Consider the following 22,676-nt stretch of genomic DNA (forward strand, 5'->3'; position numbering starts at 1 on the left):
GGTTGCTCCGGGTTCATTTAGATCCCGGGCCTCCTCCTTAGCCCGGGGTTTGCACTACTATGGCGTGATAATTACCTTTCCGTCACTCTTTTGCAGTGCATCGACCAGCCCGGACATAACATTTTTTAATGTGAGCTTTTCTGAAACATCTGTTTTCCAACGCCCGTCCGCAAAGCGGGCCTGAACCTCGGCAACGACACGTACCACATCTTCGCGAGGCGTCGCTGTCATCCATTGTGTCAGCCAAAACCCTTCGATTTTCTTACCCATAAAGATGAGCTGTCCCGTCTGCGTTAGTTTGGGCAGTTCAGGGCTGAGCTTGCCATAACACACCCAGCGCGCACCATTCGGCATCGCACAGAAAATTTGTTCGGAAATCTGGTCGGCGACGGCATCCAGAAAGACCCGAGGTTTAAGCTCTTTGCTAAGCGCTGCGAATTTCTGCAGCATGTCGGGGTCTGATGTCACCAGCACCTCATGCGCGCCCAGCTCTTTCAATGCAGCAACGGTCTCAGCGCGTCTCAAGATCGCAATCGGCTTGAGCCCAAGATCGCGACCGAGGCTGCACATAAGCTTGCCCAACTGACTGGTTGCGGCAGATACGATAAAAGCATCTCCGGCCTGACGCGCCAGATCGACCATCGCCATGGCCGTCATCGGGTTCACAATCTGTGCTGAGCCATCGTCATCCGAGATATCCGGGCGCAGTGGAATACACATTTGTGCATCGGTCAGAGCGTACTCGGCCCAGGCACCGGAATGAGTGGCCATGAATGCCACGCGCTGTCCCTGCAAACCCTCGGCCCCGGCCCCGGTGGCGACGACGTCTCCACATCCCTCAAACCCGGCCGGAGACCCCTTTACCCTAGGCTGCCCGTATTCACCCTTGATAAAATGCAGGTCGGACGGATTAACTGATGACGCCCTCAGACGGATCAGAACCTGTCCTGCGCCCGGCTCGGGCACAGGCATTTCCGTTTCGGCCAGCCAATCAGACGCATTTTGGATGCTGGGACCAGTGGCTTTGCCCGAATACCCATGATGAGTTTGAACGATCGCAAACATGGAAGAGGGAAGGGGGGTCATGAGCGTACCTTTTCTGAACGATAGGAAACTGTCGGTTCCTGCTTAACTGCATCAAACCAACAATTTCGAAAATGATGGCCATGATTGACATCAACCGTGGCATATGTGTTCAGATCAGCCAAGCAAATGGCCAAAGGCGCGTCAATCGAACTATTCTTTGACGTAGGGAAAGACCGCCTGTTTCGGCGGTCTTTCTAATTCTTACTGACCAGTCAACAGGGCCTGAAGTTCCTGAATTTTCAGCGCGATTGTTGCAGGTGAGGCTTTGATATCATCGAGAATACCAACGGCTTTAACCTTCAGTTCTTCTGCCAGTGTGCTTTCCTGAACTGAGGCCACCATGGCGTCATAGTCAAAGTTATCAACACTCATAGCGCCGCTCTCAACCCAGGAATTCAGCAGCTCTTGCCCCTGGTTGGTGAGGGCAGCAACCTCTTCTCCAGCCTGATCGGCCAGCTCAGTCGCTGTTTCACCAGCTTGAGTGGCTAAGTCAGACGCGGATTCGCTGGACTGTTCGACGATTTCAGCCGCCTGTTCCGTAACGGAAGACGCAGCTTCGCCAGCCTGTTCGGTAACCGATTCTACGGCTTCAGACACGGCGTTTCCGGTTTCTTCAGCGGCGGCTTGCGGCTGTTCGACCGGAGCGGCAGGTTGATTCAGATAGTAATAGATTGCGGCGCCAACGCCGGCGACGACGACCCCTAGCAAGATTATACGCGACATGGGATTCTCCTTTGAAATATGTGTCGCCGAGATGGGGGGAAACTAGCGGACTGGAAAGGGGAATTCGTGGAACATCCTATCAGAACAAGGGATTGAGCCAGTGTACGCCGATCTGGGCCGATCCCGTGGCAATAACACGCCAACGTTGAACAACCAGTGGTCGAGATGCCATTCTTGTCAACCGACCCACAGGGTCGCATGGATGCCTGTTCAGCAGGGAAGCACAGAAACTAAGAATTCTCGTAGGAACGCGCGCAAAGCGAATAAGGCGACAAAGGCCTGCATTTCAGGTGCTTGAGCTAAATTCCGGAAAGCTGGTTACCAATCATGCGCTAAATGGCTGATGGCGGAGAGACAGGGATTCGAACCCTGGGTGGGCTTGCACCCACAACGGTTTTCGAGACCGCCCCGTTCGACCACTCCGGCACCTCTCCGCGGGGGTCTGTGAGGGGGGGATTTAGTGATGAACACCCGGGGGTGCAAGCAGAAAGTTTCATAATTTAGCAATCCCAGGATTTTCCGTTGCCAGATGCCGCAAAACCCCTAGGCTTCTGTACATGAGACATTTTACGCACCACATCACCACCGCCCTTTCGCTGTTTCTTTTCACAGTATTCATGCTGCCAATCCCGGCATCCGCTGCCGGGCGCGATAGGATCGAGGCATTCTTGACCACAACCGGTTTCGACGTTGCCCTTGAAAGTATTGCTCTGGCCTCGGCCTCGGCACCTCAGATGCTGGGTTTTGACCCCGATGGATTCGGGTCGGACTGGGCGCGGCTGACCGAAGAAGTTTTCGATACCAAAGACATGCATGAAACTGCAGTTTCGATTTTAGAGCAGACGCTCAGCGATCAGGCGCTGAATCACGCGGTAGAATTCTATACATCAGATCTGGGTCAAAGACTGGTCTCTGCTGAAAACGCTTCCCATCTGATCGAGGATGACGAAGCGAAACAACAGCAGGGGCAAGAGATAGTCGCTCACCTTGTCCGGGAAGGCTCTCAACGTGTTGAGAGTCTAAAAAGGATGAACACTGCCATCGACTCAAGCGGTACTTCTTTGCGCGCCCTTCAGGAAATACAAATCCGGTTCCTCCTCGCCGCCAGCGCTTCAGGTGTGATCGAACTGCAGTTGGATGCAGATGAATTGCGCGCAATGATGAAACAGAACGAAACCGGGATGCGACAGGCCTTACAGCTCTCCGCACTTGCCGGTGCTGCTTATACCTATCAGGATTTCTCGGATGCGGATGTCATCACCTATGTCGAGGCGTTGGAACAGCCTCTAATGCAGGAAGTCTACGAACTTTTGAACGCCATTCAGTATGAGATAATGGCTATGAAATTCGAAGTCCTGGCAACCAAAATGGCCGAGCTTCACCCCGCACAGGACATCTGATGCGCATTCTGATCGTTTTTGCCCTGATCTTCTGGGCCACATCATCCGGCGCCGTGGAAAAAGCGGATCGGCTGGCGCAAGCAATGCGTCTGGAGAACCTGATCGAAATCCTCCTGTCCGAAGGCGGAAAGATGAGCCAAGAGATGGACGCCACCTTGTTGGATGGCAACGGTGGCGCTCTGTTCGAAACTCGGGTCGAGGCGATTTATGATCCCGATTGGATGTATGATCAGTTGGTCCAGGGATTCCGGCAAAGCCTGGATGAAGTGCATTTGGAACGCGCCATCGCCTTTTTTGAAAGCGATCTTGGCCAAACCATCGTTTCCCTTGAGAATTCCGCACGGCTTGCATTTGTTGATCCGGCAATCGAAGACTTAGCAAAACAGGCCTATTTCGAAAACACCAAAGACAGCATGCAGTTCAAACTGGTCGAAGAGTACATACTGGCCAACGACCTGATCAAACAGAACGTGCGGAGCGCTTTGAGCGCGGATTACAACTTTTTCAGGGGGATAAATGACGGCCAAGTTCTCGATGACAGCGACCTTCTGGACAACCTTCTGCTGCAAAAGGACGGGATCGAGCAAGAGACAGAAACCTGGCTGTATTCCTTTCTGTTGATGGCCTATAACCCTTTGAGCAACGCCCAAATGCGCAAGAACATCGCGTTTTCTCGAACGGATACAGGGCAAGCGCTGAACAGCTCACTGTTCGAAAGCTTCGACAGTATGTATGATCAGATCTATTACGATCTGGGAAAGGCGGTTGCGGCTGTCTTACAGGGCTCTGATCTTTAGTCGCCATTTCATGTTGACTTTCCCCTGCAATCTTTGGATAAGCGCCCATCCCGGCCGGATTCTCCGCGCCGGGTATCGTTATTGTTGACCCAAGGGGCTGATCCATGGGTCATTCACACAGCCCGAAAAGGGCGCGCTGTTCGAGGTGGCTGAGGCCGAAAACACCCGCAAGGGGACCACAGAACGCGGGTTAGACAAAGGAAAGACGCATGTTTGCGGTCCTCAAGACTGGCGGCAAGCAGTACAAGGTTCAGGCGGGTGATATCCTCCGCGTTGAAAAATTGGCTGCCGACGCAGGTGAAAAAGTTCAATTCAACGATGTTCTGATGCTGGGCGGTGACGCTCCGGTAGTTGGTGCACCGTTTGTCGATGGTGCAGCCGTTCAGGCCGACGTGATCGAACAGATCAAGGGTGACAAGGTCATCAACTTCGTCAAGCGCCGTCGTAAGCACAGCTCGAAGCGTACCGTTGGCCACCGTCAGAAGCTGACCCTGGTCAAGATCACCGACATCCTGTCGTCGGGCGCTGACAAGTCGGGCATCAAAGCTGCAACCGGTTCTGCACCGGCAGGCGAAGCTGCACCCGCAGCGAAAAAGCCCGCCAAGAAAGCAGAAGCCAAAGCAGAGGCACCCGCCGCTGTTGCTGCTGCAGACGATCTGACCGCGCTGAACGGTGTCGGCCCAGCCGCTGCCAAAAAGCTGAACGAGGCCGGTATCGAGAGCTTTGCCGCTCTGGCCGCCTTGTCGGACGAGCAGATTGCTGCTATCGAAACGGTCAAAGTGAAACCCGAATGGGTTGAGCAGGCCAAAGAGCTTGCTAAAGGCTAAGGAGAGAGAGAATGGCACATAAAAAAGCTGGCGGTTCCTCCCGTAACGGTCGCGACTCAGCTGGTCGCCGCCTTGGCGTGAAACTGTATGGTGGCCAGGCCGCCATTTCAGGCAACATCATCGTGCGTCAGCGCGGCACCAAGTTCTGGCCGGGCGAAGGCGTAGGCATTGGCAAAGATCACACCATCTTTGCAACTGTTGATGGCGCTGTGAAGTTCCACAAAGGCCTCAAAAACCGCACCTTTATTTCGGTCCTGCCAGTGGCGGAGGCCGCAGAGTAAGCCGAAACCCATAAGGTTTGAAAATTCTTGGGGGACCGGCAGAAAATGCCGGTCCCTTTTCTCGTTTTAACGCAGGTTCGATCAAACAGTCCGATGACAGTCGCAACCACCAGTTTCCTGATCTTTGCCGCCAGTCAGGTCGGCACGCCGGGACCGGCCAATATGGTCCTGCTGGGAACCGGTGCGCGTTACGGGTTTCGGGCAGCGCTGCCTTTTGTGGGCGGCGTCATTCTGGGCAAGCAGCTAATCATCTGGCCGGTGGGCTTTGGGTTGCTGCAATTGGCGGATCAGGCGCCGGCGGTGTTTGCTGTTCTGAAATACGCCTCGGCGGCCTATATCATGTGGCTGGCCTGGAAGATCGCCAACACGCGGCTGTCCCGGCAAGAGGCTGATGGCGCAGCGCCAGGGTTTCTGGCTGGATTGATTGTTCATCCGCTCAATCCCAAGGCCTGGGCCATGATCGTTGCGGGGTTCACGGGGTTTGTCGCCGTCGGAACACCAACTTTTGAGGCAACGCTCGCAATCGCGGCTTGTTTGTTGATTTGTCAGGTGATTCTTCATCCAATCTGGACATTTGCCGGAGATAGAATTGCCCACGCGGTTGAAGGTCGGCCGATGGAAAAATATCTGATGTGGACGTTAGCAGGTCTCACTGTTGCGTCTGTACTTTTTGTGTTGTTCGGAGGAGGAACGCACCTATGAAACTTGAGACGATCATAAACCAGCCGGTCATAGAAACCGAGCGGTTCGATCTGCGCCCTCTGCGCCGGTCGGATCTGGGTCTCATCGAACATTATGCCGGAGATGAGCGGGTTGCGCGTATGACGACAAGGATTGCGCACCCTTTGCCGCCCGGCGCGGTTGAGGCCTTTGTGACCCGGTCCATGGCCGAAGACCGCAGCGAGGATGTCTGGGCGATGGACGCGACCAAGGATGGCGGTCCGGAGCTGATAGGCCTGATCTCGCTGGAACGCCTGGATCGCAACCAATCCGAGGTCGGCTATTGGGTTGCTCCTGTCTATTGGAACACCGGGATCGCATCTCTGGCGGTCGAAGCACTGGTTGTCGCCAATCCGCTTGAAAACACGTCGATGTTCGCAAGCGTATTTCAGGACAATCCAGCCTCAGCCAGGGTGCTGACGCATTGTGGTTTCGAATACCTGGGTGATGCCGAAATCTATTCAGTGGCGCGTGATGCGAACGTGCCCACTTGGACATACAGTAAAAAACTCTGACTTGTGGCCGGTGGGGCCTTTGCAGTAGGGGACAGTCATGAAATTTCTCGATCTTGCAAAGGTCTACATCCGGTCCGGGGCCGGCGGTGGCGGCTGCGTCAGTTTTCGGCGCGAAAAGTATATTGAATACGGCGGTCCCGATGGCGGGGACGGCGGTAAAGGTGGCTCTGTCTGGGTCGAAGTTGTGGATGGGTTGAATACCCTGATCGACTTTCGCTACCAGCAGCATTTCTTTGCCAAGAACGGTCAGCCTGGCCGGGGGCAGCAGCGCACCGGAAAAGATGGTGATGACATCATTCTGCGCGTCCCGGTCGGCACTGAGATCCTGGACGAAGACGAAGAAACAGTCATCTGCGATCTGACAGAGGTGGGCCAAAGGGTCCTGCTGGCCAAGGGCGGCAATGGCGGTTTTGGCAACCTGCACTTCAAATCGGCCACCAACCAGGCTCCTCGTCGGGCTAATCCGGGTCAGGCAGGTATCGACCGCACGATCTGGCTGCGCCTGAAACTGATTGCCGATGTCGGCCTGTTGGGAATGCCTAATGCCGGCAAATCGACCTTTCTTGCTGCGACATCGAACGCACGCCCCAAAATTGCCGATTACCCCTTTACCACCTTGCACCCCAATTTGGGCGTGGTGGGTGTCGACAATGTGGAATTCGTGGTGGCCGACATCCCCGGTCTGATCGAGGGCGCACATGAAGGACGCGGGATCGGAGACCGCTTTCTGGGCCACGTCGAACGCTGCGCGGTATTGCTGCATCTGGTCGATGGCACTTCCGAGACAGTGGCCGAAGACTACCGTACGATCATTCACGAGCTCGAAGCCTATGGTGGAGAATTGGCCGATAAGCCTCGCATCACTGTGCTGAACAAGGTCGACGCCTTGGATGACGAGGAACGAGAGCTGGCAAAGTCCGAGCTAGAAGGGGCCGTTGGTGGCCCTGTGATGGCCATGTCAGGTGTCGCGCATCTTGGCGTAACCGACGTCCTGCGGGCCTTGCGCAGTCAGATCGACGATGACCGCGTACGTCAGAAACCCGCCGAGGAGGAACTGCCTTGGCAACCCTGACCGCAGCCAAACGCCTAGTGGTCAAGATCGGATCCGCCTTGCTGGTGGATCGGAACACAGGGTTGCTGCGATCTGATTGGTTACATTCGCTTGCTGAGGACGTCGCATGGCTAAAGGGGCAGGGGACCGACGTCATCCTGGTCTCATCGGGGTCAATCGCATTAGGGCGTGGCGTTTTGGGTCTGCCCATGGCCACGCTTCCGTTGGAACAGTCGCAAGCCGCCGCCGCTGTCGGGCAAATCCGGCTGGCCCGCGCCTATGAAGAAGCGCTGACGCCTCACAGCATTACTACTGCACAAGTGCTCGTTACGCTGGAGGATAGCGCCGATCGTCGTCGCTATCTGAATTCACGCGCCACCTTGGAAACGCTGCTGGGGCTTGGAGTCGTTCCGATTGTCAATGAGAACGATACAGTCGCCACTGATGAGATCCGATATGGCGACAATGATCGGCTGGCGGCACAGATTGCCGTCACTGTTGGCGCCGACCAGTTGATCCTGTTGTCGGATGTTGATGGGTTCTACTCGGCCAATCCAAATGAGGATGCCTCGGCCAAGCGGTTTGACATCATCGAAGACATCACGCCCGAGATTGAGGCGATGGCAGGCGACGCAGGGTCCGGCTTATCCAAAGGCGGGATGAAGACCAAACTGCTGGCCGGGAAAATGGCCACGGCAGCTGGTTGCGACATGGCGATCACCGAAGGCTCCCCTCTGAACCCGTTGAAAACGCTTGAAAACGGCGCGAACTGCACATGGTTCATCGCGACTGTTGACCCGCATGCCGCACGCAAACGCTGGATTTCAGCGATGAAACCCCGGGGTAAGATCGTTGTAGACGCGGGGGCCGCGCGGGCGCTGAGCAATGGCAAAAGCCTGTTGCCAGCAGGAATAGTCGAAGTGTCCGGAGATTTCGGGCGCGGTGACCCTGTTTCGATCATGGACCCACAGGCGCGACGGCTTGCGCAGGGGCTCAGCCGCTATACCGCGCAAGAAGCAGACGCTATCAAGGGGCGCAAATCGACCGAGATCGAAGCCACTCTAGGCTATCCTGGCCGCGCGGTATTGATCCACCGCGATGATCTGGCTGTTTGACAAATTGACTGAAAGGCACCTGAGATGAAGGATTTCGACAGCATCCCCGACCTGATGACCGATCTTGGGAAACGCGCCAAGGCCGCCGCTGCCGAGCTGGCATTTGCAAGCGCCGAGCGTAAACATGCTGCCCTGATCGGTGGCGCCGATGCCGTTTGGGCCAATCGTGAACATATCATTGCGGCCAATAAGAAAGATATGGAATTCGGGCGCGACAAAGGGTTGAGCCCGGCGATGATGGATCGCCTGATGCTGGATGAGGCCCGCATTCAGGGCATGGTCGACGGGCTGCGCGCCGTTGCAGAGCAGGCCGATCCTGTTGGTGAGGTTCTGACCGAATGGGACATGCCCTCGGGCCTGAACATCCAGCGTGTGCGCACGCCTCTGGGCGTGATCGGCGTGATCTATGAGAGCCGCCCGAATGTCACGGCGGATGCGGGAGCGTTGTGCCTGAAATCCGGGAACGCGGTCATCCTGCGTGGCGGATCAGAGGGTTTCCATTCCTCGACAGCCATCCATGCCTGTTTGGTTCAGGGTCTGAAATCGGCGAACCTGCCCGAGGATGCCGTTCAGCTTATCCCAACCCGCGACCGGGCGGCGGTTCAGGAACTGCTGACCATGACCGATTATGTCGACGTGATCGTTCCCCGTGGAGGCAAAGGGCTGGTCGGGCTAGTTCAGCGCGAGGCCCGCGTGCCCGTGTTTGCCCATCTGGAAGGCATTGTGCATATCTATATCGACAAGGCCGCTGACCCCCAAAAGACGCTCGAGGTGGTTTTGAACGCCAAAACCCGTCGTACCGGAATCTGCGGTGCTGCCGAATGTCTGCTGATCCATCAGGATATCGCTGAAACGCTGGGACGGGATGTCATATCGGCGCTGCTGGCCGCAGGTGTCGAAGTACACGCCGAAGGTACATTGGCCGTTGATGGCACTATCGCGGCCTCTTCTGATGATTGGGGCAAAGAATTTCTGGATAGTATCATCGCGGCCAAGCCGGTGGCTGATATCGACGCCGCCATTGCGCATATCCGCAGGTTTGGGTCGAACCATACCGATTGCATCATGACCGAGGATCCCGCTGCAGCTGCCCGGTTCTTTGAACGGCTTGATAGCGCGATCCTGATGCATAACGCCTCAACTCAATTCGCCGATGGCGGTGAGTTTGGCATGGGGGCCGAGATTGGCATCGCCACCGGAAAGATGCACGCGCGCGGCCCCGTAGGGGCGGCTCAACTGACCAGTTTTCAGTATCTGGTGCGCGGTTCAGGGACTGTTCGGTCTTAGAACCGGATTTCGACGCGGGTTGAGGCCGTATCGGTCGCGACCCGCCGTCCCATCGACGATGCGGATTCCGGCAGCAGCGCAAATTGAACCTGCGCTGGGGTGACCTTGTTGGTAAACCGTCCGCTGGGCAGGTTCTTCCATAGCTCGGCTTCCAGCTTCATTTTGTCCGCGGTTCCTGTCACAGACCAGTTCTTCCCGTCGTTTACGATCGTTACATCCCCGCCAAATGGCATCGCGCTTTCGCAGCACATCAACGCCAGAAAGGCCAGTTTCACCTGATTACGCGGCACCGCTTCGGTCAGGTTCCAGTTGACACGAACACGACCTGCGCGTTCGACATCATTCAACAGCTCTAAAACCTCGGCCCGCCCAAGGGGATGATCGCTGGCCGACCCAAAAGCGACCCTGAAAAAGCGGATGCGTGCGCCGGCGCTGCCGACACTTCCCGCGATCAGTTCCATCTCGGGGCCTTGCACCGCGCCAACCATTTCAAGCAGCTCCAAGCCGTTGGTGATCGCCCCGATCGGGCTGATCAGATCGTGGCAGATCCGCGAGCCGATCAGTTCGGCCAGGTTGACGTCCAAGTCGCTCATGCGTACCTCCTGCTGTATCTGCCGCCGGACCGGAGCCCCTTGATGACAGATCTGAATGCCATTCTCGCACCGGGCATGTATGTCCGCCACCCCGATTTCCCCGATTGGGGTGTTGGACAGGTACAATCCAACATCGCAGGTAAGATCACCGTAAACTTCCGCGAGCAGGGAAAAGTGGTAATCGACGGGACACGCATCGCCCTGATGCAGGTCTTTGATCCGTGAAACTGGTTTAAGAAAGGTTAACGTTTGATCGAAGCGCTCTATGTTGCCATTCCCCTGAAACCTGCGGTATCAGCGCGGAAACAACACGGAACCTCTGATGCCGGACGCAGGCCCTTCTTTCACCGTCAAACTCGCCGAAAATGACACCGAATTGCGGGCTGCACAGCGGTTACGCTATGATGTGTTCATACGTGAACTGGGCGGCGGTGGGGAAATGGTCGACCACGATGCCGGGCTGGAGCGCGACAGGTTCGATCCCTATTTCGATCATATGTTGGCGGTTGACGATCAATCTGGCAAAGTTGTTGGCGTTTACAGGCTGTTACCAGGTGATCGTGCTTCTGAAATCGGACAGTTCTATTCCGAAGATGAATACGATCTTTCCATCTTGAAACAAGGCGGACGCAAGCTGTTGGAGTTGGGACGTTCATGTCTACATCCCGATTATCGCGGCGGCACTGCAATGTATCACCTGTGGAACGGGTTGGCCGCCTATGTTGCCGAGCGCGAGATCGAGGTCTTGTTCGGCGTCGCCAGTTTCCACGGCACCGATCCTCAAGCTCTGGCTCAGCCTTTGTCCATGTTACATCACAATCACCTTGCGCCTCCGGACCTTCGGGTTCGGGCTCAGCCCGAAGTGTTCCAGCCTATGGATATGCTGGATAGCGATAAACTGGATCGGCGCGCAGCGATGGTGCAGGTTCCAGCACTGATAAAAGCATACCTGCGTCTCGGCGGGTTTGTGGGCGAGGGTGCCTTTATCGACCATATGTTCAATACCACCGATGTTTGCCTTATCCTCGACACGGCGCGGATGAATGAGCGACAACGGCGCATCTATGGCGGAGCGTAACGTGATGAGTGACGCCTCATGGCACAGTGAAGACACACCTGACCCAATCAATCTGGGGGTCTGCGGATGGCTATTGGTCTTCCTTCGGGGTTTACCACTTGCTGTACTTGTATTCAGCGGGCTGATTGTCCTGCTGATCCTTCGCATGATCGAGCGCCCGCTCTATGGGGTTCACCGTCCGGTCACGCCCTTCATCACGCAGTTCGTATGCCGTAATGCGTTCCGGATTCTCGGGATTAGCTACCGTACAACCGGCGAGCTTATGACCCAGCGTGGTGCGGTTGTTGCGAACCATTCCTCGTGGCTTGATATTTTTGCGCTGAATGCCCGTAAAAGGATCTATTTTGTCTCGAAGGCCGAGGTAGCCAAATGGCCCGGTATAGGCTGGCTGGCGCGAGCGACAGGTACTGTTTTCATCGAGCGCGACCGCAAGAAGGCACGCGAACAGACACTTCTGTTTCAGGAGCGCCTGACAGCCGGTCACAAGCTGCTGTTTTTTCCAGAGGGTACGTCGACCGACGGTCTACGGATTTTACCATTTAAAACAACACTTTTTGCGGCATTCTTCACCGAAGATCTACGCGATTTCATGTATGTTCAACCGGTGTCGGTCGTTTACCATGCACCTAAGGGTGAGCCTGAACGGTTTTATGGCTGGTGGGGTGACATGGATTTTGCACCGCATCTGTTAAAGACTTTGGGAGCACGTCGCCAAGGTGGCGTAGAGCTAATTTATCATTCGCCAGCCAAGGTCAGCGACTTTGAGAACCGAAAGGCCCTGGCCGCCTATTGCGAAGATACCGTGCGTCAGGCGCACAGCCTTGCGCGGCTTGAAAAATAGGGCGATTGGCCCTTGCACTGCCTGAAAACCTGCCGTATACGCGCGCCATTCAAACCCGCAGGCGGGGTTTGGGCTTTATAGGGGAGACATCCTTATCTGGCCCGCCGGTTGGAGCATCCGCTTCTTTCACCCCCGCCGAGGCGTAAACCGGAAAAAGGAAATAAAGCATGGCTCTTCCCGAGTTCTCCATGCGTCAGCTGTTGGAAGCTGGCGTTCACTTTGGTCACCAGACACAGCGTTGGAATCCCCGCATGGGCCCGTTCATCTACGGCTCGCGCAATGGCATCCACATCATGGATCTGACCCAGACCGTTCCAATGCTGGACCAAGCTCTGCAGGCTGTTCGTGACACTGTTGCCAAGGGCGGCCGCATTCTGTTCGTAGGCACCAAGCGTCAGGCCGCAGGCCCAATCGCCGAAGCAGCTGAAAAGTCAGCCCAGTACTACATGAACCACCGTTGGCTGGGCGGCACCCTGACCAACTGGAAAACCGTTTCCCAGTCGATCAACCGTCTGAACCAGATTGACGAAGCCATGGAATCGGGCGCCGAAGGCCTGACCAAGAAAGAGCGTCTGGGCATGGAACGTGACCAGGGCAAACTGCAGGCTTCGTTGGGCGGTATCCGCGAAATGGGCGGCGTCCCGGACCTGCTGTTCGTCATCGACGTCAAAAAAGAAGCACTGGCCATCGCCGAAGCCAACAAGCTGGGTATCCCGGTCGTGGCAGTTGTCGACACCAACTGCTCGCCCGATGGTGTCGATTACATCATCCCTGGCAACGATGACGCAGCCCGCGCGATCTCGCTGTACTGCGATCTGGCAGCACGTGCCGCTCTGGACGGCATGACAGCTCAGATGGGTGCAGCAGGCGTTGATCTTGGCGCATTCGAAGAAGCACCGGTTGAAGAAGTCGTTGCGGAAGAAGCACCCGCAGCAGCAGAAACACCTGCCGAAGCGTAAGCTGCCCGTCACGTAAATGACATCTGGGGCAGGGTATGACCTGCCCCAATTCCGTTTGAATTGAGGAGAGCCAAAAGATGGCAATCACAGCAGCAATGGTAAAAGAACTGCGCGACACCACTGGCGCAGGCATGATGGACGCGAAAAAAGCGCTGACCGAAACCGGCGGCAACATGGACGAAGCCGTTGATTGGCTGCGCACCAAAGGCTTGGCCAAAGCGGCCAAGAAATCGGGTCGTACCGCGGCGGAAGGTCTGGTTGCCGTTCACGTAAACGGCAACAATGGTGTTGCAGTTGAAGTGAACTCGGAAACGGACTTCGTCGGGAAAAACGCCGAATTCCAGGAAATGGTTGGTAAGATCGCATATGCCGCAGAAGGCGTCGACAATGTCGAAGCTCTGCTGGCAGCCGATCTGGGTGGCAAAACCGTTGCGGAAACGCTGACCGACAAGATCGCCACCATCGGTGAGAACATGTCGGTGCGCCGTATGTCCAAACTGTCGGGCGACACTGTTGTATCTTACGTCCATAACGCAGCCACTAACGGCATGGGCAAGATCGGCGTTCTGGTCGCTCTGACCGGCGGTGACGAAGCCATCGGCAAGCAGATTGCGATGCATATCGCGGCTGTGAACCCTGCAGCTCTGTCCGAGGCAGACATGGACCCGGCGATCGTCGAGAAAGAAAAGCAGGTCCAGATGGACATCGCGCGCGAATCCGGCAAGCCGGAGCAGGTCATCGAAAAGATGATCGTTGGTCGCATGAAGAAGTTCGTCGCTGAATCGACCCTGTTGAACCAGCAGTTCGTTGTAAACCCTGACCTGACGGTTGAGGCCGCTGCCAAAGAAGCAGGCGCGACCGTCACCGGATTCGTGCGTCTGGAAGTTGGCGAAGGCATCGTTGTCGAAAAAGAAGACTTTGCCGCTGAAGTTGCAAAAGCAGTTCAGGGCTAAGCATCACAGGCCCTGAACAGGGCCTGTATCAATCTGAGAAACCGGGTACGCCATGCGTATCCGGTTTTTCTTTGTCCTTAGTGTAGAAATGATGCCTAGAAACGAAAAAGGACGCCGAAAGCGTCCACAAGTTAAACCTGGTTTAAGTGAGGGGCCCCGCAAAGATGGGGATGGACGAGGCCCCCCAAAATTCCGACAAAGAGACGCGGACAAATAGGCGCCCTATTGTCAGAGCGATCGGAGAGCTTTGTTATTGCAAAGATCCGACCAAATGTTCCCAGGCTAAAGCCACCACTCACGGAACAATACCACTTTGCAACTTTAGCGTTAGATTCGGAAAGTCATGTTTTCCTTACCCTAGGTAAATTGACGCATATTCGCGTCACCCCCTGAGTCAAACCCCAACGATGAACATCTGATTTTGAAGAGATGCTTTCAAAACTGCCTGCGCCGTTGTCTCGACCACGAGGGCCTCGCGCGCCAGACGCAGGTGCTTTTCGACAGTGGCCGAAGTCAGCCCCATCAGAATCGCAATGTCCTGAGTTGTTTTGCCGTCGCCGACCCACTCAAGCGCCTCACGCTGACGTTTTGTCAGTGCGCGATTTGGTGCGTTATAGGGCAGGGTGAGGATTTTCAGATGAGCAACGTTGTTCATCAGAAGAATATCCTGGCCAAATTCCTCCCAGACAGCGTCCACATCGTCTTGTGTACGCGATCCATGCGCTGAAAGCGAAATTGCCCCTTTCGACCGAACCGAAACCGAGTCGAAACTGACCGTATAACCGGCGACGACACCTTTGGTTTTGTTGAACTCGATGACGTCTCGCTCTTTTGCGGTCAGGGTGCCATCAGTCATCAGATCCTGGGCGATCCTCCAGCTTGCGGCCCCTTCATTATGCAAAGCCCATTTCAGCATCGGAGCATGGAAATACAACCCGCCTCCCAGAAACCCATCCAGGTAATCTTTGCTGTGATTGGTCAGGATTACAAAATCCTCGGGATCCCCCAGCGACGTTTCGGTGCGATATCGCGTATATCCGTACAGCAAACGATCGAACCCATATTCTGCCATTTGCCGGCAATGGGCATCCCAGAGCTCTTCCAGGGTTTTGGTATAGCTGAGGAAATTCAGATACTCAGAAAGCTTCATAGCGATCATTCACCCTGTAAATGGGACCGCAACGCATCCAGCGCCAGCACATATCCCTGCGGACCCAATCCGCAAATCATGCCTACAGCCACACGTGAGATATAGGATCGGTGTCGAAACTCCTCACGCGCGTGGATATTGGACAAATGAACCTCGATGACCGGCAGCTCAACCGAGGCGATTGCGTCCATCAGGGCAATCGAGCTGTGCGTATAGGCACCTGCGTTCAAAACAATGCCGTCCTGCACACCTTTGGCGGCATGAATGGCATCAATCAACGCGCCTTCGTGGTTGGATTGGAAATGAATCACTTCCATCCCGATAGACTTACCGTGTTCGAGGCACATATCCTCGACCATTTGCAGCGTTGTGCTTCCGTAAACCTCGGGCTGTCGCGTGCCCAGCAGATTGAGGTTCGGACCATTCAGAATAAGAGCTTTATGCATTGTTATACTGTCCCCATAACAAGGTTCTTAAACGTGAACAGGTAGAGATGTCCACCGAACCTGAATCATGTGTCAGAACCGCGGCCTATAGGACACGAGGCTGAAGTTTCAGATATTGGCTGGCTATGCCATGGTCACGACAATTTTCCCAAGGGCCTTTCGGCTGGCCAGAAGGTCTAGCGCCTTTTGGGCTTGATCCAGAGGGAATAGCGCACTGATCTGTGGTTTGATCTGCCCTTTGGCGTATAACCCGAACAAATCTTCCATGTTTTTGCCATGTCCCTTCGGGTCGCGAAACACCGAGGCGCCCCAGAAAACACCAACAATTTGACAACCCTTAAGCAGAGGGAGGTTCAATGGTATCTGAGGGATTCCGGCTGGGAAACCGACGACCAGGAATCGCCCCTTCCACCCCAAGCTGCGCAGCGCTGGCTCTGAATAGGCACCGCCAACGGCATCGTAGACGACATCAACGCCCTGACCACCGGCTAAGGCCTTGATGTCCGATCCAAAGACCTTCTGCGCCGGTTTGTCCATGTCGCGCGCGTAAATGATCGTTTCGTCCGCCCCGATCTGACGACAGAAATCTGCTTTGTCCTGCGATGAGACTGCCGCAATAACCCGAGCCCCCATGGCATTGGCTAGCTCAATCGCAGCCGTACCAACTCCGCCTGCGGCACCCAGAATCAGGACCGTTTCCCTTTGTTGCAGCGCAGCGCGGTCCTTCAGTGCGTGATATGAGGTGCCATAGGTGAATATAAAGCTCGCCGCGTCTTCAAATGGCATTGAGCTCGGGAATTTAACAGCTGTCGCCGCTTTGACCGCCAGATGTGTGGCAAAACCTCCGTGTCCGGTCAGAGCCAGCACACGGTCGCCAACGTTAAAGCCCGAAACACCTTCGCCCAGCCCGATAACCTCGCCAGCGATCTCACCTCCGGGGGCAAACGGTCTTGGTGGCTTTATCTGATACAGGTCGCGTATCATCAGTGTATCCGGGAAATTAACACCTGCGGCCCGCACGCGAACAAGCAATTCGCCCTTGCCTGGCGACGGATTGGGCAGGGTGGTCAGTTCCAATGTTTCCGGCCCGCCCGGAGCGACGCTGAGTAAGGCTTGCATGTTTACGCTAATGTCCCTGTTATTCGGTAAGGAGGAACTTTTGGCGTACTGTTCTGAGTTGTCAAGAAACCACCCGGCACAACCGGGTTAGGCGTTACTCTTGACCGACAAATGAGACAGTTTGCCAAAATCAAAAACCGAGGAGCAGGTCATGACCCCCGAAACTCTTTTCTCATTGCAGGGCAAAACCGCTCTGGTCACGGGTGGGGCCACCGGAATTGGCCGAATGGCGGCCGAGGCGCTGGTCCGGGCGGGTGCACGTGTACTGTTGGCATCTCGTAAAGGCGACGCGTGCGAGGCGGTCGCGACCGAATTGAACGCACTGGACGCCATAGGAACCGCCGAAGGGTTTGCCGGTGATGTCGGATCAAAAGAGGGTGTCGACAATCTGGTGGCCGAAGTGCTCAAGCGCACGGACCGGCTGGATATCCTCATGAACAATGCCGGTGTTTCCTGGGGCGCACCGATGGGTCAGTTTCCCTACGAAGCCTGGGAAAAAGTCATGTCAGTCAACGTGACAGGAATCTTCGAACTGACCCAAAAACTGTTGCCGATTCTGATGTCTTCCGGGACTGCCGAAGATCCATCCCGCATCGTCAATGTTGGATCGGTTATGGGCGAAGTTCCTATGGGCGACGGTGCGTATAGCTACTCTGCCTCAAAGGCGGCTGTGCTGCATCTAACCAAAATCATGGCCAAAGAACTTGCTCCGCATCACATCACCGTCAATGCGCTGGCGCCTGGACCCTTTGTCTCCCGGATGACGGCATTTGCCACATCTGACGAAGGGACGCGCAAGAAAGTCGGCAAATCCGTGCCCTTGGGTCGCGTTGGACGTGACGAGGATATCGCAGGCTGTATGCTGTTCCTGTGCGGTCTGGGCGGCAGCTATGTCACCGGCGCGGTGATCCCGGTTTCGGGCGGAATCAATGTTGTCACCGCCGGCAACATCTTTGCTGAAGCACTCTGAAGCATCGGCCAAAGGGAGCCACAAAATGGACAGCGCAATTCTGGATCTGAAACGTGTCGATGCCTATCTCGGCACGCATCTCAAAGGGTATCGGGGTCCGTTGGAGGCGAAAAAATTCGAGGTTGGCCAATCAAACCCAACTTTTGAGTTAAAAACGCCTGAGAATTCCTATGTCCTGCGCCGCAAGCCGCCGGGAGTGTTGCTGAAATCCGCCCATGCCGTTGACCGCGAGTTCTGGGTTCAAAGCGCATTGGCCGACAGCGATGTGCCTGTACCCAAAATGCTGCTGCTTTGCGAGGATGATGACGTCATCGGGTCGGCGTTTTATGTGATGGAGCATCTCGATGGTAGGACTTTTCTTGAACCCACAATGCTTGGTGAAAGAACCGAAACCCGCACGGCAATTATCGACGAGATGAACCGCGTTCTGGCGGCGCTGCATAAGGTCGATATCGATTCTGTTGGCCTGTCCGACTATGGCCCGCCGGGAAGCTATTTTGAGCGTCAGATCGGGCGGTGGACAAAACAATTTCGGGCGTCCGAAACCACTCAGATTCCGGATATGGATACCTTGATCGAGGCTTTGACCAACGCAACCCCCAAGGATGATGGTCAGAGAACGCTGGTTCACGGCGATTACCGCATCGATAATCTGATGTTCGAAAAGCAGGGCACACGCTGTCTGGGCGTACTGGATTGGGAATTGTCGACAATCGGGCATCCCTTTGCCGATCTCGCAGCCGTTATCATGCAATGGCAGATGCCACCTGGAAAAGAGGGGCGGGGTCTGGCTGGCATAGACCGGTCCTCGCTCGGCCTGCCATCCGATCAGGCTTTCATTGATCAATACTGCGAGCGCCGCGACCTTCCCGGAATTGATAACTTTGGGTTCTATCTGGCGTTCAATTTCTTCCGAATGGCCGCGATCTTACAGGGTGTTTATAAGCGGGCGCTTGACGGAAACGCCTCTGATCCGAAAAGAGCTCAGATCTTTGGTAGTTACGTTCCTAAGTTTGCACAACGAGGGCTGACTGCATTGGGCTGAGGATGAAACCACCTAGGGCGTATGAAATCTCGACAATTCAAGCTCAAGGTTGGCCAGGCTGTTTTTGCCAAAGAACATCTCAGTATCTACAAACATGCTGGGGACACCGAAAACACCCCGCTTGACCATAGCCTTGGTTTGGTTTTTCAGGTTTTGCTTTACGTTCAGATTGGTCATGGCCTCGCGCAGTTTTCGTATAGGCAAGCCGTTATCCTGAAGAATGTCGCAAAGGACACCCAGATCATCCACTTTTTGGCCGTGCACCCAAATAGCATCAAATATGGACGATATATATTTGTTTTCCCATGATTTACCGGATGCTACCAAAGCCCCGCGCATGGCGAATTTGGTGTTCATCGGGAAATGTGGGCTCATATGAAAGCTCAACCCACGGTGACGCGCAAAGCGATGGAGATCGCGGGTCAAATAGGCCGTCTTCTGCCGGTTCTCTGAAAAAGCCTTAAACGGGCTTTGGTTATTGGTGGCTTTGAAAACAGTGGCCAGCAGAACCGGAACATATGTAACACCGACTTCGTGCTTTGCAGCGATATCAGATATCATCTTCTGCGCGAGGAAGGCGTTCGGACTGCAAAAATCATAAACAAATTCTATATGTTGCGGCATATTTCTCCTCCATTAGGCGAGAGCCGAACCGGACACGAATCTATCTGCGACCACATTAGCAGGCAAAACCCTTCTGGCGTACAGGGACATCGTTGGATTGAGGTGATTTAGCTGTCCTTTTTCCGCTTAACCCCGCAATATCCGGGAAAGATACGTTAATTTCTCAAAGTTGAGCACACACAGATGAAGTTCGAACAAGCCCGGCTAGATCGTATTTGCGATTGGATGCAATCCTATGTGGATGATCGCAAATATGCCGGAAGCTCATTCTTGATGATGCATCAGGGCAGGGAGGTTCTGTTTCATTCCTGCGGGCTTAGAAGCGTTGAGAACAATCTGCCATTCGAGCGGGATACCCTCGTTCGCATCTATTCGATGACCAAGCCGATAACCACTGCGGCCCTGATGATCCTTGTCGAACGCGGTGAGGTTCACCTCGGCGCTCAAGTGTCTGAATATATATCTGATTTCACCGCAACACAGGCGCTGGTACCCGGCGCCACAAGGTTGGATCAGACCGAACCTGCACCTGCACCAACGCTTCATCAGCTGCTGACCCATACAAGTGGCCTGAGCTATCCTTTCAACCCCGGCATCCTGGCTGCGGCAATGGACGAACTTGATCTTGTTTTCGGCCCTAAAGAAGGGTCTTTGGCCGAAAGAGTATCTTTGCTGTCCACTTTGCCTTTCGCCTTTCAGCCAGGAACGCGATGGGAATATTCGGTGGGGATAGACGTTATTGGTCGCGTGATAGAAGTTCTTTCTGGCCAATCTCTGGAGCAATTCCTTGCGGAAGAGATTTTCAGACCTCTTGGCATGTCCCAGACCGGGTTCAGGGTTCCGGCGGGAGCAGGGGATCGGTTTGCCTCGCTCTATACGCCTTTGGCGGGCAATGCGATGGCGCTAAACGAAGCCCGTACGGGTGAGCAGACTTTGCGTCTGGTCGACAATGCCGACGCATCGCCCTTTGAATCGGCATCAATGTATTCTGGGGGCGGAGGGTTGGTTTCAACCATTGATGACTTTGCTAGATTTTCAGAGATGCTCCGAAATCGCGGAAGGTTCGGTGATCAACAGATTCTTGCACCAAAAACTGTAGAATTCATGCTTCACAACCACTTACCCGGCGATATTGCCTCGATGGGACCGCAGAGTTTTGCGGAACAACCCATGGAGGGCATGGGCTTTGGCCTTGGTGGCGCTGTCGTCATTAACCCCGGCAGAACCTGTGTTCCGGGCAGCATGGGGGATTTCAGCTGGGGTGGTATGGCATCGACCTTCTTTTGGGTTGATCGTCAGAACGATTTTACAGCGATCTTTTTCACCCAACTGTCACCATCCAGCTCTTATCCCTCCCGCGCAGAATTGAAGGCGCTCACCCTCGGGTCAATCATTGAATGACATTCGGCGCGCTGATACCCATTCGCCAAGATTAATCGGAGTACCGCATATGACCGAAGCAGAGAAAGTTCTTCTGGATCTTCTGGACGTTGAAAGACTGGAAGTAGACCTGTTTCGGGGAACAGGGTCGGGCGGCGAAACACCTATGCGAATTTTCGGCGGTCAGGTCATCGCACAAGCACTAGCCGCAGCATATCGCACCGTCGACAACCGCCTGTGTCATTCCCTGCACGCCTATTTCATCCGCCCGGGCGACCCAAGCATTCCCGTAATTTATCAAGTTGATAGGGCCCGTGACGGAGGTTCGTTCACGACGCGCCGTGTGGTTGCAATTCAGCATGGTAAGCAGATTTTAAACATGTCCGCCTCATTCCACATTCAGGACGAAGGTTGGGATCATCAACACGACATGCCTGAGATGGAAGCGCCCGAATCCTACCCATCGCGATCAGAGCTCAAGAAGAAATATCTGGACAAAGTACCGCCCAGCTTTCGCGGAGAACTAACACGCGAGCGCCCGATCGAAGTCCGCGAGGCCGGCCATCTGGATCCTTTCAACCCAGAGAAATCGGATGACCGCAACCAGATTTGGTTCCGAATGGGCGCCGCGGCCAATGCCGATGCGGTCACGCAGCATCTGTTGCTGGCCTATGCTTCAGATATGTATCTCATGAGCTCGGGAATGCGCCCGCACGGCCTAAGCTGGTTTACTGGTGAAGTGAACGGCGCCAGCCTGGACCATGCGATTTGGTTTCACGCGCCGCTCAAGTTCGAGAATTGGCATCTGTATTCCATGGATTCGCCATGGAGCGGACGAGGGCGTAACTTCAACCGTGGATCAATCTATTCCGAAGATGGCGTTCTGGTCGCATCAGTTGCCCAGGAAGGCCTGATGAGGCGCCCTCAGAACAAAAGTTAAGTCTCTTCAATAAACATTTGATTTAACTTCCGCATTCCTGAAATCCACCTGTCATAATCTCCAGATTTATGGCGAATGTAGTCCAGAACCTTTGGATGCGGCAGTACCAGAAATTGCTCAGAAGTTATTGCCTTTACGCAAGCCTCGGCAACATCTTCAGGTTCCAACATTCCGTCAATCGAAGCCACCGAAGTTTCGTGCCCGCGCGTCATATCGGACCGTACGGCTTGTGGGCAAAGTACCGAGACCAGCAAACCTTTATGCCCATATGTAAGCGACAACCATTCAGCAAACCCAACGGCTGCGTGCTTTGTGACACCATATGGAGCTGCACCTGGCTGGTTCAGCAATCCAGCGGCTGAGGCCGTTGTCATGATATAGCCGCCGCCACGTTCGAGCATTCTGGGCACCAGATGCCGCGCGGTCCAAACATGTGACATCACGTTGATTTTCCAGATGCGATCCCAGTCTTCATCCGGAACCTCCAAACCACCAATCGTCAATATCCCGGCATTTGCACAATACAGATCGATAGGGCCAACCGAGCTTTCTACAGCTTCGATCAACTCGGCTGTATTAGCCTCAAGCGAAACATCACAATGGAATGAATGGCCGCCAATCTCTTTTGCGACAGCGTCTGCGCCGGTTTTGTTGATATCAGCGCAGACAACCGTAGCACCTTCACGAGCAAATCGCAGTGCCAAACCTTTTCCGATGCCATCTGCGGCACCGGTCACAACAACGATCTTTCCGTTCAGTTCCATTTGATCCTCATG

Annotated in this window: 26 protein-coding genes and 1 tRNA gene; 18 read left to right on the forward strand and 9 right to left on the reverse strand. The window is 55.0% G+C overall.

Annotated features, from left to right (window positions below):
* Positions 1–57 precede the first annotated feature (57 nt).
* From AC2FLE_RS04290 to AC2FLE_RS04300, 3 genes are all read right to left on the reverse strand, one after another.
* A complete protein-coding gene (locus AC2FLE_RS04290; protein WP_496695432.1) occupies positions 58–1,086 on the reverse strand; it encodes a zinc-binding dehydrogenase in 1,029 nt (342 codons plus the stop codon).
* Between the two features lie 201 nt (positions 1,087–1,287).
* Positions 1,288–1,809, reverse strand: a complete 522-nt coding sequence (locus AC2FLE_RS04295) for a hypothetical protein (protein WP_496695434.1) — start codon at positions 1,807–1,809, stop codon at positions 1,288–1,290.
* Positions 1,810–2,153: 344 nt separating this feature from the next.
* Positions 2,154–2,243: transfer RNA gene (locus AC2FLE_RS04300), tRNA-Ser, on the reverse strand.
* A 183-nt stretch (positions 2,244–2,426) separates the two neighbouring features.
* Between AC2FLE_RS04300 and AC2FLE_RS04305 the strand changes: the two genes are divergently transcribed.
* From AC2FLE_RS04305 to AC2FLE_RS04345, 9 genes are all read left to right on the forward strand, one after another.
* Positions 2,427–3,209, forward strand: coding sequence for a DUF2059 domain-containing protein (locus tag AC2FLE_RS04305; RefSeq protein WP_496696086.1), 783 nt, complete (start codon positions 2,427–2,429; stop codon positions 3,207–3,209).
* Positions 3,209–4,006 carry a DUF2059 domain-containing protein gene (locus tag AC2FLE_RS04310; RefSeq protein ID WP_281994622.1) on the forward strand — a complete coding sequence of 266 codons (798 nt, stop codon included), beginning with the start codon at positions 3,209–3,211 and terminating at the stop codon, positions 4,004–4,006. Before AC2FLE_RS04305 ends, AC2FLE_RS04310 begins: the two co-directional genes overlap by 1 nt.
* Positions 4,007–4,215: 209 nt before the next feature.
* Entirely contained in the window at positions 4,216–4,833 is a 618-nt protein-coding gene (locus tag AC2FLE_RS04315) for a 50S ribosomal protein L21 (protein WP_271947092.1), read from the forward strand.
* A gap of 11 nt (positions 4,834–4,844) precedes the next feature.
* Complete coding sequence (gene rpmA, locus AC2FLE_RS04320; RefSeq protein ID WP_120635433.1) at positions 4,845–5,114, forward strand: 50S ribosomal protein L27; 270 nt, start codon at positions 4,845–4,847, stop codon at positions 5,112–5,114.
* A 93-nt stretch (positions 5,115–5,207) separates the two neighbouring features.
* Entirely contained in the window at positions 5,208–5,816 is a 609-nt protein-coding gene (locus tag AC2FLE_RS04325; RefSeq protein WP_496688076.1) for a LysE family translocator, read from the forward strand.
* On the forward strand, positions 5,813–6,349 hold the full coding sequence (locus AC2FLE_RS04330) for a GNAT family N-acetyltransferase (protein ID WP_142633834.1): 537 nt from the start codon (positions 5,813–5,815) through the stop codon (positions 6,347–6,349). The genes AC2FLE_RS04325 and AC2FLE_RS04330 overlap by 4 nt, the downstream gene beginning before the upstream one ends.
* A 37-nt stretch (positions 6,350–6,386) precedes the next feature.
* Positions 6,387–7,421, forward strand: a complete 1,035-nt coding sequence (obgE, locus tag AC2FLE_RS04335) for a GTPase ObgE (RefSeq protein ID WP_496695437.1) — start codon at positions 6,387–6,389, stop codon at positions 7,419–7,421.
* Positions 7,409–8,515 carry a glutamate 5-kinase gene (proB, locus tag AC2FLE_RS04340; protein WP_496695439.1) on the forward strand — a complete coding sequence of 369 codons (1,107 nt, stop codon included), beginning with the start codon at positions 7,409–7,411 and terminating at the stop codon, positions 8,513–8,515. Before obgE ends, proB begins: the two co-directional genes overlap by 13 nt.
* Before the next feature lie 24 nt (positions 8,516–8,539).
* Positions 8,540–9,802, forward strand: a complete 1,263-nt coding sequence (locus AC2FLE_RS04345) for a glutamate-5-semialdehyde dehydrogenase (RefSeq protein ID WP_496695440.1) — start codon at positions 8,540–8,542, stop codon at positions 9,800–9,802.
* On the opposite strand, the gene AC2FLE_RS04350 is transcribed toward AC2FLE_RS04345, so the two are convergent.
* A complete protein-coding gene (locus AC2FLE_RS04350) occupies positions 9,799–10,395 on the reverse strand; it encodes a histidine phosphotransferase family protein (RefSeq protein WP_496691241.1) in 597 nt (198 codons plus the stop codon). The two genes, AC2FLE_RS04345 and AC2FLE_RS04350, sit on opposite strands and share 4 nt — an antisense overlap.
* A gap of 42 nt (positions 10,396–10,437) precedes the next feature.
* Here AC2FLE_RS04350 and AC2FLE_RS04355 point away from each other — a divergent pair, with 42 nt between their 5' ends.
* The 5 genes from AC2FLE_RS04355 to tsf all read left to right on the forward strand — a co-directional run bounded on the left by AC2FLE_RS04355 (position 10,438) and on the right by tsf (position 14,226).
* Positions 10,438–10,620, forward strand: coding sequence for a DUF3553 domain-containing protein (locus tag AC2FLE_RS04355; protein ID WP_496695442.1), 183 nt, complete (start codon positions 10,438–10,440; stop codon positions 10,618–10,620).
* Between the two features lie 97 nt (positions 10,621–10,717).
* Complete coding sequence (olsB, locus tag AC2FLE_RS04360) at positions 10,718–11,473, forward strand: L-ornithine N(alpha)-acyltransferase (RefSeq protein WP_496688091.1); 756 nt, start codon at positions 10,718–10,720, stop codon at positions 11,471–11,473.
* A 4-nt stretch (positions 11,474–11,477) separates the two neighbouring features.
* Positions 11,478–12,314, forward strand: coding sequence for a lyso-ornithine lipid O-acyltransferase (gene olsA, locus AC2FLE_RS04365; RefSeq protein WP_496696088.1), 837 nt, complete (start codon positions 11,478–11,480; stop codon positions 12,312–12,314).
* Positions 12,315–12,481: 167 nt separating this feature from the next.
* Positions 12,482–13,273 carry a 30S ribosomal protein S2 gene (rpsB, locus tag AC2FLE_RS04370; RefSeq protein ID WP_142633821.1) on the forward strand — a complete coding sequence of 264 codons (792 nt, stop codon included), beginning with the start codon at positions 12,482–12,484 and terminating at the stop codon, positions 13,271–13,273.
* Positions 13,274–13,350: 77 nt separating this feature from the next.
* On the forward strand, positions 13,351–14,226 hold the full coding sequence (gene tsf, locus AC2FLE_RS04375; protein ID WP_142633819.1) for a translation elongation factor Ts: 876 nt from the start codon (positions 13,351–13,353) through the stop codon (positions 14,224–14,226).
* A 394-nt stretch (positions 14,227–14,620) separates the two neighbouring features.
* On the opposite strand, the gene AC2FLE_RS04380 is transcribed toward tsf, so the two are convergent.
* The 3 genes from AC2FLE_RS04380 to AC2FLE_RS04390 all read right to left on the reverse strand — a co-directional run bounded on the left by AC2FLE_RS04380 (position 14,621) and on the right by AC2FLE_RS04390 (position 16,941).
* Positions 14,621–15,376: a LuxR family transcriptional regulator gene (locus AC2FLE_RS04380; RefSeq protein ID WP_142633818.1), complete on the reverse strand. Its 756-nt coding sequence runs from the start codon at positions 15,374–15,376 to the stop codon at positions 14,621–14,623.
* A gap of 5 nt (positions 15,377–15,381) precedes the next feature.
* Positions 15,382–15,822 (reverse strand): type II 3-dehydroquinate dehydratase, encoded by a 441-nt coding sequence (aroQ, locus tag AC2FLE_RS04385; RefSeq protein ID WP_271947108.1) that lies wholly within the window; start codon positions 15,820–15,822, stop codon positions 15,382–15,384.
* A 123-nt stretch (positions 15,823–15,945) separates the two neighbouring features.
* Positions 15,946–16,941: an NADPH:quinone oxidoreductase family protein gene (locus AC2FLE_RS04390; RefSeq protein WP_496695445.1), complete on the reverse strand. Its 996-nt coding sequence runs from the start codon at positions 16,939–16,941 to the stop codon at positions 15,946–15,948.
* Between the two features lie 151 nt (positions 16,942–17,092).
* Between AC2FLE_RS04390 and AC2FLE_RS04395 the strand changes: the two genes are divergently transcribed.
* Both AC2FLE_RS04395 and AC2FLE_RS04400 read left to right on the forward strand, forming a co-directional pair.
* Positions 17,093–17,911, forward strand: coding sequence for an SDR family NAD(P)-dependent oxidoreductase (locus AC2FLE_RS04395; protein ID WP_496695446.1), 819 nt, complete (start codon positions 17,093–17,095; stop codon positions 17,909–17,911).
* 25 nt (positions 17,912–17,936) lie between these two features.
* Entirely contained in the window at positions 17,937–18,956 is a 1,020-nt protein-coding gene (locus AC2FLE_RS04400) for a phosphotransferase family protein (RefSeq protein WP_496695448.1), read from the forward strand.
* Positions 18,957–18,968: 12 nt separating this feature from the next.
* On the opposite strand, the gene AC2FLE_RS04405 is transcribed toward AC2FLE_RS04400, so the two are convergent.
* Entirely contained in the window at positions 18,969–19,580 is a 612-nt protein-coding gene (locus tag AC2FLE_RS04405; RefSeq protein WP_496695450.1) for a 2-hydroxychromene-2-carboxylate isomerase, read from the reverse strand.
* Between the two features lie 183 nt (positions 19,581–19,763).
* Here AC2FLE_RS04405 and AC2FLE_RS04410 point away from each other — a divergent pair, with 183 nt between their 5' ends.
* Both AC2FLE_RS04410 and AC2FLE_RS04415 read left to right on the forward strand, forming a co-directional pair.
* The gene (locus AC2FLE_RS04410; protein WP_496695452.1) at positions 19,764–20,981 is read left to right on the forward strand and encodes a serine hydrolase domain-containing protein; all 1,218 of its coding nucleotides are present in this window, start codon (positions 19,764–19,766) and stop codon (positions 20,979–20,981) included.
* A 49-nt stretch (positions 20,982–21,030) separates the two neighbouring features.
* Positions 21,031–21,900 (forward strand): acyl-CoA thioesterase, encoded by an 870-nt coding sequence (locus tag AC2FLE_RS04415; RefSeq protein WP_496695454.1) that lies wholly within the window; start codon positions 21,031–21,033, stop codon positions 21,898–21,900.
* On the opposite strand, the gene AC2FLE_RS04420 is transcribed toward AC2FLE_RS04415, so the two are convergent.
* Complete coding sequence (locus AC2FLE_RS04420) at positions 21,897–22,664, reverse strand: SDR family oxidoreductase (RefSeq protein ID WP_496695456.1); 768 nt, start codon at positions 22,662–22,664, stop codon at positions 21,897–21,899. The two genes, AC2FLE_RS04415 and AC2FLE_RS04420, sit on opposite strands and share 4 nt — an antisense overlap.
* Positions 22,665–22,676 lie beyond the last annotated feature (12 nt).

It is taken from the genome of Ruegeria sp. CDSA077 (assembly GCF_059612265.1).

What these genes read in the sequence shown, in the direction of transcription:
- AC2FLE_RS04290 (WP_496695432.1), bottom strand. Translation starts at nt 1,086, where the DNA reads ATGACCCCCCTTCCCTCTTCCATGTTTGCGATCGTTCAAACTCATCAT.
- AC2FLE_RS04295 (WP_496695434.1), bottom strand. Translation starts at nt 1,809, where the DNA reads ATGTCGCGTATAATCTTGCTAGGGGTCGTCGTCGCCGGCGTTGGCGCC.
- AC2FLE_RS04305 (WP_496696086.1), top strand. Translation starts at nt 2,427, where the DNA reads ATGCTGCCAATCCCGGCATCCGCTGCCGGGCGCGATAGGATCGAGGCA.
- AC2FLE_RS04310 (WP_281994622.1), top strand. Translation starts at nt 3,209, where the DNA reads ATGCGCATTCTGATCGTTTTTGCCCTGATCTTCTGGGCCACATCATCC.
- AC2FLE_RS04315 (WP_271947092.1), top strand. Translation starts at nt 4,216, where the DNA reads ATGTTTGCGGTCCTCAAGACTGGCGGCAAGCAGTACAAGGTTCAGGCG.
- rpmA (WP_120635433.1), top strand. Translation starts at nt 4,845, where the DNA reads ATGGCACATAAAAAAGCTGGCGGTTCCTCCCGTAACGGTCGCGACTCA.
- AC2FLE_RS04325 (WP_496688076.1), top strand. Translation starts at nt 5,208, where the DNA reads ATGACAGTCGCAACCACCAGTTTCCTGATCTTTGCCGCCAGTCAGGTC.
- AC2FLE_RS04330 (WP_142633834.1), top strand. Translation starts at nt 5,813, where the DNA reads ATGAAACTTGAGACGATCATAAACCAGCCGGTCATAGAAACCGAGCGG.
- obgE (WP_496695437.1), top strand. Translation starts at nt 6,387, where the DNA reads ATGAAATTTCTCGATCTTGCAAAGGTCTACATCCGGTCCGGGGCCGGC.
- AC2FLE_RS04345 (WP_496695440.1), top strand. Translation starts at nt 8,540, where the DNA reads ATGAAGGATTTCGACAGCATCCCCGACCTGATGACCGATCTTGGGAAA.
- AC2FLE_RS04350 (WP_496691241.1), bottom strand. Translation starts at nt 10,395, where the DNA reads ATGAGCGACTTGGACGTCAACCTGGCCGAACTGATCGGCTCGCGGATC.
- AC2FLE_RS04355 (WP_496695442.1), top strand. Translation starts at nt 10,438, where the DNA reads ATGACAGATCTGAATGCCATTCTCGCACCGGGCATGTATGTCCGCCAC.
- olsB (WP_496688091.1), top strand. Translation starts at nt 10,718, where the DNA reads ATGCCGGACGCAGGCCCTTCTTTCACCGTCAAACTCGCCGAAAATGAC.
- olsA (WP_496696088.1), top strand. Translation starts at nt 11,478, where the DNA reads ATGAGTGACGCCTCATGGCACAGTGAAGACACACCTGACCCAATCAAT.
- rpsB (WP_142633821.1), top strand. Translation starts at nt 12,482, where the DNA reads ATGGCTCTTCCCGAGTTCTCCATGCGTCAGCTGTTGGAAGCTGGCGTT.
- tsf (WP_142633819.1), top strand. Translation starts at nt 13,351, where the DNA reads ATGGCAATCACAGCAGCAATGGTAAAAGAACTGCGCGACACCACTGGC.
- AC2FLE_RS04380 (WP_142633818.1), bottom strand. Translation starts at nt 15,376, where the DNA reads ATGAAGCTTTCTGAGTATCTGAATTTCCTCAGCTATACCAAAACCCTG.
- aroQ (WP_271947108.1), bottom strand. Translation starts at nt 15,822, where the DNA reads ATGCATAAAGCTCTTATTCTGAATGGTCCGAACCTCAATCTGCTGGGC.
- AC2FLE_RS04390 (WP_496695445.1), bottom strand. Translation starts at nt 16,941, where the DNA reads ATGCAAGCCTTACTCAGCGTCGCTCCGGGCGGGCCGGAAACATTGGAA.
- AC2FLE_RS04395 (WP_496695446.1), top strand. Translation starts at nt 17,093, where the DNA reads ATGACCCCCGAAACTCTTTTCTCATTGCAGGGCAAAACCGCTCTGGTC.
- AC2FLE_RS04400 (WP_496695448.1), top strand. Translation starts at nt 17,937, where the DNA reads ATGGACAGCGCAATTCTGGATCTGAAACGTGTCGATGCCTATCTCGGC.
- AC2FLE_RS04405 (WP_496695450.1), bottom strand. Translation starts at nt 19,580, where the DNA reads ATGCCGCAACATATAGAATTTGTTTATGATTTTTGCAGTCCGAACGCC.
- AC2FLE_RS04410 (WP_496695452.1), top strand. Translation starts at nt 19,764, where the DNA reads ATGAAGTTCGAACAAGCCCGGCTAGATCGTATTTGCGATTGGATGCAA.
- AC2FLE_RS04415 (WP_496695454.1), top strand. Translation starts at nt 21,031, where the DNA reads ATGACCGAAGCAGAGAAAGTTCTTCTGGATCTTCTGGACGTTGAAAGA.
- AC2FLE_RS04420 (WP_496695456.1), bottom strand. Translation starts at nt 22,664, where the DNA reads ATGGAACTGAACGGAAAGATCGTTGTTGTGACCGGTGCCGCAGATGGC.